At 71.8% G+C, this 12369-nt stretch carries 12 protein-coding genes; 8 read left to right on the plus strand and 4 right to left on the minus strand.

The window, feature by feature from the left end:
- Window positions 1-1878, minus strand: coding sequence for a serine/threonine-protein kinase (locus SGA01_RS21495; protein WP_141298067.1), 1878 nt, complete (start codon window positions 1876-1878; stop codon window positions 1-3).
- A 38-nt stretch (window positions 1879-1916) separates the two neighbouring features.
- Complete coding sequence (locus SGA01_RS21500) at window positions 1917-3458, minus strand: substrate-binding domain-containing protein (protein ID WP_141298068.1); 1542 nt, start codon at window positions 3456-3458, stop codon at window positions 1917-1919.
- Between the two features lie 206 nt (window positions 3459-3664).
- Between SGA01_RS21500 and SGA01_RS21505 the strand changes: the two genes are divergently transcribed.
- The 5 genes from SGA01_RS21505 (at window position 3665) to SGA01_RS21525 (ending at window position 8088) form a co-directional block, all read left to right on the plus strand.
- Window positions 3665-4606 carry an NADP-dependent oxidoreductase gene (locus tag SGA01_RS21505; RefSeq protein WP_141298069.1) on the plus strand — a complete coding sequence of 314 codons (942 nt, stop codon included), beginning with the start codon at window positions 3665-3667 and terminating at the stop codon, window positions 4604-4606.
- A 122-nt stretch (window positions 4607-4728) separates the two neighbouring features.
- Window positions 4729-4950, plus strand: a complete 222-nt coding sequence (locus SGA01_RS21510; protein WP_055642655.1) for a hypothetical protein — start codon at window positions 4729-4731, stop codon at window positions 4948-4950.
- A 219-nt stretch (window positions 4951-5169) separates the two neighbouring features.
- Window positions 5170-6021, plus strand: coding sequence for an FG-GAP repeat domain-containing protein (locus tag SGA01_RS21515; RefSeq protein WP_141298070.1), 852 nt, complete (start codon window positions 5170-5172; stop codon window positions 6019-6021).
- Window positions 6022-6208: 187 nt separating this feature from the next.
- Window positions 6209-7129, plus strand: a complete 921-nt coding sequence (locus SGA01_RS21520) for a glycoside hydrolase family 19 protein (protein ID WP_141298071.1) — start codon at window positions 6209-6211, stop codon at window positions 7127-7129.
- 167 nt (window positions 7130-7296) lie between these two features.
- On the plus strand, window positions 7297-8088 hold the full coding sequence (locus SGA01_RS21525; RefSeq protein ID WP_141298072.1) for a DUF2785 domain-containing protein: 792 nt from the start codon (window positions 7297-7299) through the stop codon (window positions 8086-8088).
- Here SGA01_RS21525 and SGA01_RS21530 read toward each other — a convergent pair whose 3' ends face one another.
- Together SGA01_RS21530 and SGA01_RS21535 are read right to left on the minus strand one after the other, a co-directional pair.
- A complete protein-coding gene (locus tag SGA01_RS21530; protein WP_141298073.1) occupies window positions 8089-8562 on the minus strand; it encodes a MarR family winged helix-turn-helix transcriptional regulator in 474 nt (157 codons plus the stop codon). It abuts the gene before it with no gap.
- Window positions 8559-9164, minus strand: coding sequence for a DJ-1/PfpI family protein (locus SGA01_RS21535; RefSeq protein ID WP_141298074.1), 606 nt, complete (start codon window positions 9162-9164; stop codon window positions 8559-8561). The genes SGA01_RS21530 and SGA01_RS21535 overlap by 4 nt, the downstream gene beginning before the upstream one ends.
- 166 nt (window positions 9165-9330) lie before the next feature.
- On the opposite strand from SGA01_RS21535, the gene SGA01_RS21540 reads away from it, so the two are divergent.
- The 3 genes from SGA01_RS21540 to SGA01_RS21550 all read left to right on the plus strand — a co-directional run bounded on the left by SGA01_RS21540 (window position 9331) and on the right by SGA01_RS21550 (window position 12263).
- Window positions 9331-10695, plus strand: a complete 1365-nt coding sequence (locus SGA01_RS21540) for an aspartate aminotransferase family protein (protein ID WP_141298075.1) — start codon at window positions 9331-9333, stop codon at window positions 10693-10695.
- Between the two features lie 84 nt (window positions 10696-10779).
- Complete coding sequence (locus tag SGA01_RS21545) at window positions 10780-11487, plus strand: GntR family transcriptional regulator (protein WP_141298076.1); 708 nt, start codon at window positions 10780-10782, stop codon at window positions 11485-11487.
- 125 nt (window positions 11488-11612) lie between these two features.
- Window positions 11613-12263 carry a putative DNA-mimic protein gene (locus tag SGA01_RS21550; protein WP_055642664.1) on the plus strand — a complete coding sequence of 217 codons (651 nt, stop codon included), beginning with the start codon at window positions 11613-11615 and terminating at the stop codon, window positions 12261-12263.
- Window positions 12264-12369: the final 106 nt, after the last annotated feature.

Here is a 12369-nt window from a genome sequence, read left to right on the forward strand (position 1 = left end):
CTACAACCGCACGAACTCACCCGGCTCCGCGTCCACCATCGGGTAGACGAGGAGCCGGTCCTTGCCCTCCCACGTGTCCACGACCACGTAACTGGAGCCGTTCTCCGGGCACTCGGAGTCGGTGTTGCCCGTCTCCTTGGTCTGCGGTCCGATGACGAGGAACGCGCCGACGCCCGCGAGGACGGACGTGGAGGCGCAGCTGACGACGTCGGTGGTGGCCTCGCCGGCGTCGTTCGTGCGCGGGAAGACGTCGGTGATGCGGATGACCGGCGTGCCGATGGGGCCCTGGGTGACCGTCACCTCCGTGCGGTAGCGGTCGTCGTTGTCGCCGTAGACCTCTCTCATGGGCTTGCTGCGCCAGCGGCCGAGGTAGCGGGCGGGGACGACGGCGGTGCCGGTGGGCGCCTTGCGGAAGGTGGCCTTCGCGGCGCCCGAGGTCCACTCCAGGACGTCGGGGGAGCGCAGGGTGAGGGTCTGGTGCGCGGCGGGGGTGCAGCGCTGGGCGGGCACGCTGGTCGTGACGTCGGACTCGCCGAGCACGACCTTGTCCTCGTCGGCCGAGACGAGCCGGGAGCGGCCCATGCAGAGCCGGCTCTCGGAGACCTGGACGTAGACCGCGCTCTTGGCGCCCGCCGCGCCCTGGGTGATCTCGATCCGGGCGGTCTCCCGGGGGTGGTCGGCGGTGCCCTGGATGACGCCCTCCCAGGCGCCGAGGAAGCTGCCGGGGACGATCCCGGCGGGCCGGGCGGAGACGCCGTCGGTCTGGCCCTTGCCGCGGTTCTTCTGCTCGTCGCCGCCGGTGTCCGGGTCGGGCCAGAAGGTGTACGTGGCGCCGGCCGCGGCGGCCACGACGAGGGTCGCGAGGGCGGTGATCAGGGCCGTACGGCGGCGGGGGCGGGGTGCGGTGCGGGCGGTGGGCGGCAGGGGGGTGGCGGGTGTCGGGTCACCGGCGGAGGCGAGCATCCTGGCTCCCCCTGCCTCCGGACCCGCCTCGGCCTCGAGGAGCCGGGCCGCGTGGCGGCCCAGCCGGGCCAGGACGTCCGCCGGGAGCCACGGGTCGGCGACGGGCAGCGTCTCGACGATCTCGGCCGCCGAGGGACGCGCCGCGGGGTCCTTCGCGAGGCAGGCCCGGATGAGGCCGGAGAGCTCGGGTGCGAGGTCCGTCAGGTCGGGTTCGTCGTGGGCGATGCGGAACATCTGGGCGTGGACGCCGCTGTCGGCCGTCCCGAAGGGGGAGCGGCCGGTCGCCGCGTACGCGAGGACGGAGCCGAGGCAGAAGACGTCCGACGCGGGGGTGACGCGGTCGCCGCGGACCTGCTCGGGCGACATGAAGCCGGGGGAGCCGACGACCGCGCCGGTGGAGGTCAGGCCGCCGCCGTCGGCGACGGTGTCGACGGCGCGGGCGATGCCGAAGTCGATGAGCCGGGGCCCGTCGACGGTCAGCAGCACGTTGGAGGGCTTGAGGTCGCGGTGGACGAGCCCGGCGTCGTGGATGTGGACGAGGGCGCGGGCGAGCCCGGAGGCGAGCGCCCGTACGGTCGCGGGCGGCAGGGGCCCGTACTCGTCGCCGACGACGGTCCGCAGCGACGGACCGGGGACGTACCCGATGGCCACCCACGGGGCGTCGGCGGAGGTGTCCGAGCCGAGCACGGGCGCCGTGCCCGTGCCGCCGACCCGCTCCAGGGCGGCGACCTCGCGGGCGAACCGCCGCCGGAACTCCTCCTGGGCGGCCAGCTCGGCGTGCACGATCTTGACCGCGACCGTCCGGCCGCCGGCCGAGCGCGCGAGGAACACCCGGCCCATCCCACCGACCCCGAGACGGCCGATCAGACGGAACGGACCGATGCTGACCGGGTCTTCCGCGTTCAATGGCTCCACGGCGACGAGCATGCCAGAACACGCCTCGGCCGTCTCCGTCAGCCGTCCCCGCAGACCTTCGTGCCCTTCGGGGTGGAGCAGGGCAGATGGCCGTGGGTGAGGACGACGTCCTGGCCGCTGCCCCGGATCAGGTAGTTGAGGAAGCTGGAGGTCAGCGAGTCGGCGGGCGGCCGGCCCCAGGTGTAGGCGTACTCGATCTCCCGGTACGGGTAGCTGGACACGCCGATCTCCTCGACGACCGGCCTGCGCCCGTCGATGGCCACCCGGTGCAGCCCCTTCAGGCCGCTGCCGCTGCGGAGTTCGGTGTAGCCGATGGCGCCGGGGAGCCGGGCGACGGTCGACAGGACCTGCTCGGTGGAGTCGAGCTCGCAGCGGACGACCTTCGACGCGGGGTCGTCGAGGCTCTCGCAGTTCAGGGAGGAGTTGGCCAGCTCGTTGCGGCCGAGGACCCGGCGCTGGAAGACCTCCCTGGTACCGGAGTTGGCGTCCCTGCTGATGAGCCGGACCGGCTGGTGCACGCCGGGGACGAGCTCGTTCCAGTCGGTGATCTCGCCCCGGTAGAGGCGGCGGATCTGGTCCAGGGTGAGGCTCTCCACGGGTATCCCGTCGTTGAGGACGAGCGTGAAGAGGGAGACCGCGACCATGCTCTCCCGCAGCTGCGGATAGCCGCCCGGCTTGCGCCCGTCGGAGAGGGCGACGACGGCGGGGGAGCCCTTGCCGTGGTTCGCCCCGGACGCCGCCAGCTCCCGTATCCCGGCGGTCGAGCCGTGCGCGGTCACGTTCACCGTCGAGCCCGGGCAGTCCTTCTCGTACTTCTTCGCCAGCTCCCGTACGACCGGCGCGAAGGCCGTCGAGCCGGTGACGGTGAGCGTGCCCGTGGCGCAGCCGATCGGCGGCGGGGTCCGCTCGCGGACGATGATCGTGGCGAGCGCGACGACACAGACGGTGAGGACGATCGTGACCGTCCGGGCGGCCCGGCTGAAGACGGGCGGCTTGTCGTCGGGGGTCGTGCTGTGGTTGAGGTGGACGTGTCCCTCGGCGATGTTGCCGTCGACCGAGACCGGGTCGCCGATGGGGCCGCCGGTGAGCAGGACGAGCAGCTTGTAGTGGGCGCCGCGGTTGAGCGGGACCTTGGGCAGCAGGACGGTGGTGGCGCCCTCCGCCGGGCCCTGCCAGCTGTCGGGGAAGTGGCTGAGGAGCCGGGGGTGGTCGGGCGCGGTGACGACGACCGCCTTCACCCGCCGGTTCCGGAACTCGACCGTGAGTCCGTGGTCGTCACCGTCCGTGTAGTGGTCGGCGCCGATCGACAGGGCCCCGTCGTTCTCGATCCGGAGGAGGACGAGGGTGGCGTCCCGCAGCTCCGGGCTCGCGTTGAAGAACCCGCGCCGGACGGCCGCGCCTGGGCCGGTCACCGCGCCGTTCGCGGCGGCGTTCCCGATGGCCGTGTCGAGCTGGACGCGGTAGCCGATCCGCCGCTGGTGCGGCACCCGCCGCTCGTACCAGACGGCACCGGTGGAGACGAGGACACCGAGGAGGGCGGTGACCAGGGCGATGAGGTTCTCAGCGGTGAGCCAGTCCACCCGCGCGACGGTACGCACGTGTGTGCGGTTCCACGGTCGGCGTAGCCCCCCGTCACCCGGAGTTCTCCCTTCCTTCAGGCGGGTCCCCGGGCGGGTCCCCGGGCGGGGCCCGGGCGGGTCCTTCAGGCGGGCGATCAGGGGTTGCCCGGGGCTCGCGGGCGTGGGTGTAATGGCCACGAGGGGGCCTGCCATCTGAGGAGTACCCCATGCGTGTCGTCGAAGTGACCGCCTACGGCGGACCCGAGGTCCTCAGAATGTCCCGCCGGCCCGAGCCGGAGGCCGGGGACGTCCCGGGGAGGGTCCGGGTGCGCCTGAAGGCGGCCGGTGTGAACCAGGCGGATCTGCGGATCCGCGCAGGCCACTACGCCGACTCGGTCGGCTCGCTCAAGCCCCCGTTCATCCTCGGGACCGACTTCGCGGGGAAGCTGCTCGACCCGGCGCCCGGGATGGCGGTCGGGACCCGTGTGGCCGGATTCGTGCCCTGGTACGACGAGCTGACCGGAGAGGGCACCTACGCGGAGGTCGTCCAGGTCGCCCCGGAGTGGCTGGCCCCGATCCCGGACGACGTGGACCACACCGTGGCCGCCTCCCTCCCGCTCGCCTCGGCCGCCGCCCAGCAGGGGCTCGACCGGATCGCGCTGCCGGCGGGGTCGACGCTGCTCGTGACCGGCGGGAGCACGGTGGTGGGCCGGCTGGCCGTCCAGTACGCCTCGGCGGCCGGGCTGCGGGTCGTGGCCGTGGCCCACGAGGGTGACGAGAGCGAACTGAAGATCCTCGGGGCGGAGCACGCCCTCCCGCGCGGCACCCCGGAGGACGTGATCGACAGGGTGCTCGCGGCCGTCCCTGAGCAGGTGGACGGGGTCTTCGACGGGGCGCTCCTCGGCGAGGACATCATTCCGGTGCTGAAGGACGGCGGCGTCTTCGTCGCGATCGCCCCCGACCGGGTTCCGGCCCCGCAGCGGAACATCCGCGTCGAGGCCGTCCGTGCGGTGCCGGACGCCACCCGGCTGGCCGAGAGCCTGCAGAAGGTGGCGGACCGGGAGCTGATCACCCGGGTGGCCGACGTCCTCCCCCTGGAGGAGGTCGCCGAGGCCCACCGCCGAGCGGAGTCGGGCCACCGCCCGGGCCGCATCATCCTGATGATCTGACCCTTCCCGGCCCGATCCGACCCCCGTCAACCTCGTCCGTCCGGGCCTCCTCGACCCGGGCGGACGAGGTTGACGGATGCGGAATCGCCGGTACCTGGGGCGCGGGGGATCGTTAGCGGGGCATGAACTCTTCCCAGCGTGTCCTCACCGCCCTCGCCCTCGCCGCCTCCGCCATCGGTCTCGGCGCGGGTGCCGCCGCCGCGGCCGACCCCCTGGCCGGCGCGACCGGCCTGCTCGGCCCGGTCAGCGGCGCCGCCACCCAGCCCGACTCCCCGCTGAGCGCCGTCACGGGCGGTGCGGCGACCTCGGCGCTCCCCGACGTCACCTCGGCCCTGCCCCTCTAAGGCGCCCGCTCCTCCCGCTCTCTCCCCGGCCGGCTCCGGGGCGGCACATTGCCGCCCCGGAGCCGTTCCGCGTGCTGTGGCAAGCTCTTGGACCCGGAGCCGTCTTTTCCGGTTTTCCGGGCCCGAATTTTGGTCCGAAAACAGTCGAACGCTGTGGCAGGATTCCAAGATCAGTGGCGTGTGAAGTACGCCGCCGTAGAATCCCAGGGGGGATTTTCGATGAACATCATTCGTCGTCGTGCGCTCAAGGGCGCGCTCGTCGCCACCGCCGTCGCCGTCGCGACCGCGACCGTCGCCGGCACGGCCTCCGCCGCGCCCGTCGCCGCGCCGGAGACGCCCATCTTCGAGATGTACGGCGTCCACAAGACGACCAACGACCTCTACGTGTGGAACCCCAACACCACCGGTGGCTTCAGCGCCGGGGTCCCGCTGGCGAGCGACGCCGGCGACATCGCCGACATCATCGTCGGCGACAACAACAACGACGGCTTCGGCGAAGTCGAGTGGACGCTCTACAAGAACGGGCGGCTGGACTTCTTCTCGTTCGAGGGCACGGACCCCGACGCGAACAACGTCGGCCGGGGCTGGAACATCTACAAGACGGTCCTCTCGCCGGGCAGCATCGGCGGCGCCCAGCAGGCCGACCTGCTCGGTGTCGACACGGCCGGTGTGCTGTGGAGCTACCTCTCCTACCCGGACGGCCGCCTCACCACCCGCACGCGGGTCGGCGGTGGCTGGAACGCGTACAACCAGATCGCGGGCCAGGGTGACCTGACCGGTGACGGCAAGGTCGACGTCGTCGCGCGCGACACGACGGGTGTCCTGTGGCTCTACAAGGGCACGGGCGACTACCGGGCCCCCTTCACCGGCCGCACGAAGATCGGCTCCGGCTGGAACACGTACAACCGGATCCTGTCGACCGGTGACATCAACTTCGACGGCAAGGCGGACCTGCTCGCCCGCAAGGCGGACGGCAAGCTGTTCCGCTACTCGGGCACGGGCAACGCCGCGGCCCCGTTCAAGGCGCCGGTCCAGATCAACACCGGTATGCAGAACTTCAACCTGCTCTAGTCGTACCGCTTCGCCGCGACTGACGGCGGCCCCGGGCCTCGGAACTCCGAGCCCGGGGCCGCCTCATGTGTTCCCGGGGCAAGTGGAACCCCAACTGTCACAAGTTCTGGTCTAGACCTTGACAGGTCCAGACCAATAGCGCTTCGCTGTGCTTCCCCGACCCGGCCCCACCCGGAAGGAAGCACGCATGCTGCGTAAGTTGGTCACCTCGCTGGCGGCGCTCTGTACGGCCGTTGGACTCGCCCTGCTCCTCCTCCCCGCCGCCTCGGCAGGAGCGGCAGCCGCCTGCGCGGCCGCATGGAACTCCTCCAGCGTCTACACGGGCGGGATGACGGCCTCGCACAACGGGCACAACTGGCAGGCCAAGTGGTGGACCCAGAACGAGACCCCCGGCACGACCGGCGAGTGGGGCGTCTGGGCCGACCAGGGCGCCTGTGGCGGCGGACCCACCACCCCGCCCACCACGCCGCCCACCACGCCCCCGAGCTCCGGATTCGTCGTCTCCGAGGCCCAGTTCAACCAGATGTTCCCGAGCAGGAACCCCTTCTACACGTACGCGGGCCTCACCGCGGCCCTCAAGTCGTACCCCGGCTTCGCCAACACCGGCAGTGACACGGTGAAGAAGCAGGAGGCCGCGGCCTTCCTCGCGAACGTCTCCCACGAGACGGGCGGCCTGGTCCACATCGTCGAGCAGAACACCGCCAACTACCCGCACTACTGCGACCGCAACCAGCCCTACGGCTGCCCCGCCGGCCAGGCCGCGTACTACGGCCGCGGGCCCATCCAGCTCTCCTGGAACTTCAACTACAAGGCGGCCGGTGACGCCCTCGGCATCGACCTGCTCAACAACCCCTGGCGGGTCGAGCAGGATCCGGCCGTCGCCATGCAGACGGGCCTCTGGTACTGGAACACCCAGAACGGCCCCGGCACGATGACCGCCCACAACGCCATGGTCAACGGCGCCGGTTTCGGGCAGACCATCTGGGCGATCAACGGCAGCCTGGAGTGCAACGGCGGCAACCCGGCCCAGGTGCAGAGCCGGGTCACCAAGTACCAGCAGTTCACCCAGATCCTGGGCGTCCCGGCCGGTGCGAACCTGTCCTGCTAGTCCAGCAGGGCGCGCTGATGTTCATGCAGGTGTTCACGCAGTAGATCCGTAGATCTGTGGGAAGAAGCGACCCCGTCCGGGACCTGTCCCGGGCGGGGTCGGTCATGTCCGGGACATGCCCCGTAATTGTCGGCGCGAGGTAGCGGTATGTGCATATTGTGCCGACCGTGACCGACTGGAACAGCATCTGCGCCGCCGACTACGCGATACCCACCGACCGTGACCTGGAAGAACTGACGGGAGAGCTGTCCCGTGCCCTCGCGGATCCCGATCCGGAGGTCCGCGACGGATCGGCCTACGCCGTCCTCGCGACCTGGATCGAGCGCGGGGTGATCGACGGGCCCCGGAGGCTCGCGCTCGGCGACGAGATGGCCGCCCGCTTCGGCGACCCGGAGGTCCAGGCCAGGACCTTCGCCCCGCTCGTGCTGGACATGCTCCTGGCGAAGGGGGACTTCAGGGCGGGCTGGGTGGACGCGTTCGCGCGCTGGTACCCGGCCGAGGAGGACCTGCGCGGTCACGACCCGAAGCTCGGCTGGCTGCACGCGGTCGCGCACGGAGCGGATCTCCTCGGCGCGTTCGGGCGCCACGCCGAGGTGGACCCGGCGCGGATGCTGAACCTCGCCGCCGCGCGGCTGACGGCGCCGACCGACCGGGTGTGGGACCAGCTGGAGGACGACCGGCTGGCGCGGGCGTCGGCCCGGGTCCTCACCCGGACCGACCTGGGCGAGCTGGAGTCGACCGCGTGGCTCGACGCGGTGGCCGACGAGTTCGGGTCGGACGACATCGGCGTCCCCGTCGCCGCCCACCTCTCCAACTGCCTGCGCACCCTGCGGATGCTGTACGTCCTCGCGGACCGGGGTGTGCGGATGGACCGCGACGGGGAGCCGCGGCCGCTCCGGCACGGCGAGGCGGTCAAGGCCCGCCTCGCCGAGGTCCTCGACCGGATCGTCAGGCGCTGATCACGGCGCCTCGGGGGCGGTGTAGCGCGCGCCGACGGCGTCCAGCGCCCCCGAGAGCCGTTCCAGCACCCGTACGGTCTCGTCGAAGGCCTCCTGGCCGCCCAACTCCCGTGCGAGCAGGGCCGCCAGCTCCGCGTGGCCCGGTTCGATGCGGCCGATCGCCGCCCGGCCCGCCTCCGTGGGCGTGAGGAGCTTGGCGCGCCGGTGGGCCGGGTTCGGCTCGTACGCCGCGAGGCCCTCCCGTACGAGCAGGTCCGCGATCCGCTGGACGCTCTGGCGGGTGATGCCCATGACGCGGGCGATCCCGGCGACCGGCAGCGGTTCGGGGAGGACGGCGCCGAGGACCTGCCACCAGGCGGCGGTCAGGCCGGCCGGTTCGGCCAGTTTCTCCGAGACGGCGAGGAACTGGCCGTTCAGGCGGAAGACGCCCAGGGCGGTACGGGACAGGGCGTCCTGCTGCTGCCTGTCGCTCACGAGTTCAGCTCGACGAAGGCCGCCGGGTCCGAGTCGTGGAAGAGGCGGTACCAGGCGTCCCGCTTGCCCTCGTACGCACCCAGCCGGGCGAAGATCTCCCGCGCGAACGCGACCGGTTCGGTCGGGCCCGCCGTGATCAGGTCCCCGTCCGTCACCGCGTCCGCGTCGACGTAGTGCTCACCGCCCTTGTAGCCGGTGGCGGCGAGGTAGAACGAGACGGCGCTGGTGTGCGGGCGGTCGTCGAGCAGGCCCTCCTTCGCCAGGCCCGCCGTGGCGCCGCAGATCGCGGCGACCGGCACGCCGGCGTCGAGGAAGGTCCGGGCCTTGGCCGTGAAGGGGGCGAGCTCCTCGCCCTCGTCGTACTTCTCGGCGCCCGGGAGGATCAGCAGGGCGCTGTCCTCGGGACGGAGGTCGTCGAGCGCGAGGTCGGGGACGATCCGGATGCCGGCGATCGTCGTGACGGGCTCCCCGGCGACCGGGCCGACGGTCCGGATCGTGTACCCGGCGCGGGTGAGCCAGGCCGTGGCGTGGCCCGTCTCCCAGTCGGCGAGGGTGTCGTAGACGGCGAGATGAACGGTCGTGGTGTCGCTCTCGGTTCCCATGACAGAAGACTGTCATGATGACAGCTTGCTGTCAATGGGAATGGGGCTTCCTCCGAGACTCCGCCCCGGCGCGAATCGGGACGGAGCAAGGTGTCGCGTCCGGCCCGGTCTCGGTGGACAAGATGGCCATGGCCCGCCCCACCTGCGATTCCTTACCCTCGACCGCATGACCCCTCATGTCGCCGCACCCGATCCCCAGGCCGGCGCGGCCGTCAAGGCCGCCGACCGCGCGCACGTCTTCCACTCCTGGTCCGCCCAGGGTCTGATCGACCCGCTCGCCGTCGCCGGCGCCGAGGGTTCGTACTTCTGGGACTACGACGGAAACCGCTACCTCGACTTCTCCAGCGGTCTCGTCTACACGAACATCGGCTACCAGCACCCCAAGGTCGTCGCCGCGATCCAGGAGCAGGCCGGCAAGCTCGCGACCTTCGCGCCCGCCTTCGCCGTGGACGTCCGCTCCGAGGCCGCACGCCTCATCGCCGAGCGCACCCCGGGCGACCTGGACAAGATCTTCTTCACCAACGGCGGCGCCGAGGCCGTCGAGAACGCCGTCCGGATGGCCCGTCTGCACACGGGCCGCCACAAGGTGCTCTCCGCCTTCCGCTCGTACCACGGCGCCACCTCCACCGCGATCAACCTCACCGGCGACCCGCGCCGCTGGGCCTCCGACACCGGCACCGCCGGCGTCGTGCGCTTCTGGGCGCCCTTCCTCTACCGCTCGCCGTTCTACTCCGAGAACGAGCAGCAGGAGTGCGAGCGCGCCCTCGCGCACCTGGAGGACACGATCGCCTTCGAGGGTCCGGCGACGATCGCCGCGATCATCCTGGAGAGCGTGCCCGGCACCGCCGGCATCATGACCCCGCCGCCCGGCTACCTGGCCGGCGTCCGCGAGATCTGCGACAAGTACGGCATCGTCTTCGTCCTCGACGAGGTCATGGCCGGCTTCGGCCGCACGGGCAAGTGGTTCGCCGCCGACAACTTCGACGTCGTGCCCGACCTGATCACCTTCGCGAAGGGCGTGAACTCCGGCTACGTGCCGCTCGGCGGCGTCGCCATCAACGCCGAGATCGCCGCGACCTTCGACAAGCGGCCCTACCCGGGCGGTATGACCTACTCGGGTCACCCGCTGGCCTGCGCCGCCGCCGTCGCCACCATCCAGGTGATGGAGGACGAGAAGGTCGTCGAGCACGCGGCCCACATCGGCGAGAACGTCCTCGGCCCCGGCCTGCGCGAGCTCGCCGAGCGCCACCCGTCCGTCGGCGACGTGCGCGGCCTGGGTGTCTTCTGGGCGATCGAACTGGTCAGGGACCGCGAGACGCGCGAGCCGCTCGTCCCGTACAACGCCGCCGGCGAGGCCGCCGCGCCGATGGCCGCCGTGGGCTCCACGATGAAGAAGAACGGCCTGTGGCCCTTCATCAACATGAACCGCGTGCACGCCGTCCCCGCCTGCAACGTCTCCGAGTCCGAGGTCAAGGAGGGCCTGGCAGCCCTGGACGTCGCGCTGTCGGTGGCTGACGAGTACACCGCGTAACCGCCCGTTCGCGTACGGGTGATACGGGGAGGTTCCCTCCGTTTGGACTAGGGTGTCCGAAGCCGGACGGAGGGGGCCGACCAGATGCCCGCGAGCGGAGCTGTCACCCGCAACACCTTGCGACAGCAGATCGCGGACGCGCTGCGTGACGAGGTGCTCGCGGGCCGTCTCCAGCCGGGCCAGGAATTCACGGTCAAGCAGATCGCCGAGCAGTACGGGGTGTCCGCGACGCCCGTACGGGAAGCCCTCGTCGACCTCTGCGCGCAGGGGCTCCTCGACTCCGACCAGCACCGCGGCTTCCGCGTCCACCAGTACTCGGTCGACGACTACCGGCGGATGGTCGAGGCCAGGATGCTCGTCGTCGACGGCATCTTCCGCCGCGACGCCGCCATGGTGCCGCCCCGCTCCGTGCCCACGGAACCCGACCTCGGGGTCGGGGTCGCGCTCGTCTCCGTACGCCGCAGGGGCGAGGCCGCGGCCCGCGCCGCCCGCGCCGGCGACCTGGACGTCCTCATCGGCTACGACATCCGCTACTGGCGTGAACTGGCCCGCCTGGTCGCCGCCAACGACTACATCGCCGAGTTCCTGCACCGGCTCCGCGTCCAGGCCTGGGTCTTCTCCGTGCCCTATCTGCGCTCCGAGCGGGACATGAACGGCTGGCTGTGGAGCGGCCACATCGATCTGGTGGACGCCATCACGCGCGGCGACGCGGAGGGGGCCGTCGAGGTCGTGCGGGACTACAACACGCACTCCCTCGAGTGGGCTGACCGCCTGGAGAACCGCGCGCGTTGAGGGGAACCTCCGGGTGGCGGCCGGGTTGAGGCGGCGGATCCGGGGGCAGTTCCTGAGCGGGTGGGCGTCGTCGGCGCCGCCGACTACCCTGGCCGTCCCTGCAACCGACGGAGAGCGAGCCTCCCTTGGCCTGTGACCTGTGGCTGGTCCCCCTTGTCGACCTGCTGTGCCACAGCCCCGACAACCCCTTCGCCGAAGAGATAGCGGCCTACGACGCCGTGCTGAGCGCGTCCGGCCTGCCGACCGTGCCCGTCTACGCGTACATGCCGGGGCTCTCCGGCGACGTCGCCCCGATCGCCGGCTTCGACTACGAGGCCCTGCACTTCCTGCGCCGCGCGTACCTGCTCCAGGTGTGCGGGCTGCCGGTCGAGCCGGTCGGCGAGCTCGGCGGGGACTACGAACAGCTCCTGGAGATGTTCGAGGCGACCGCCCAGCAGTCGCACCTCGTCTGGCACTACGACCACGCCGGCTCGTACGTGCCCGTCGACTTCCCGGCGCCGCTCTCCAGCGAGGAGCTCCTGGAAGGCGGCGGCCCGCTCGGCTCCTCGTACGGGCTGCTGCGCGAGCTCGAGTTCGTGGCGCCCTCGATCGGCATCGACCCGATGAACCCGCCGGCGCTTCCGCTGCCGCCGGAGCGGCCGACCTCGCTGGAGGAGCCGGCCGGACCGATTCCGTACGACGACAGTCCCTTCGCGCGGGAGCGTCACGTGTGGCTGGGGCTGCACGCGGCGGCGACCAGGAGCCTTGCACAGGGCTCGATGATCATCCTGAGCTGAGCTGAGCTGAGCTGAGCTGAGCTGAGGTAGCTGAGCTGGGCTGGCTGAGCTGGGCTGGCCGAGCCGAGCCGAGCGGGCCGAGTGGGCCGGGCGACGCCCGGTGGCC

The organism is Streptomyces gardneri (assembly GCF_006539185.1).
Classification (GTDB): domain Bacteria; phylum Actinomycetota; class Actinomycetes; order Streptomycetales; family Streptomycetaceae; genus Streptomyces; species Streptomyces gardneri.

Excerpts from the sequence above, each read along its gene's own strand:
- SGA01_RS21515 (WP_141298070.1), top strand. The coding sequence starts at position 5,170 with ATGAACATCATTCGTCGTCGTGCGCTCAAGGGCGCGCTCGTCGCCACC.
- SGA01_RS21520 (WP_141298071.1), top strand. The coding sequence starts at position 6,209 with ATGCTGCGTAAGTTGGTCACCTCGCTGGCGGCGCTCTGTACGGCCGTT.
- SGA01_RS21540 (WP_141298075.1), top strand. The coding sequence starts at position 9,331 with ATGACCCCTCATGTCGCCGCACCCGATCCCCAGGCCGGCGCGGCCGTC.
- SGA01_RS21510 (WP_055642655.1), top strand. The coding sequence starts at position 4,729 with ATGAACTCTTCCCAGCGTGTCCTCACCGCCCTCGCCCTCGCCGCCTCC.
- SGA01_RS21505 (WP_141298069.1), top strand. The coding sequence starts at position 3,665 with ATGCGTGTCGTCGAAGTGACCGCCTACGGCGGACCCGAGGTCCTCAGA.
- SGA01_RS21545 (WP_141298076.1), top strand. The coding sequence starts at position 10,780 with ATGCCCGCGAGCGGAGCTGTCACCCGCAACACCTTGCGACAGCAGATC.
- SGA01_RS21535 (WP_141298074.1), bottom strand. The coding sequence starts at position 9,164 with ATGGGAACCGAGAGCGACACCACGACCGTTCATCTCGCCGTCTACGAC.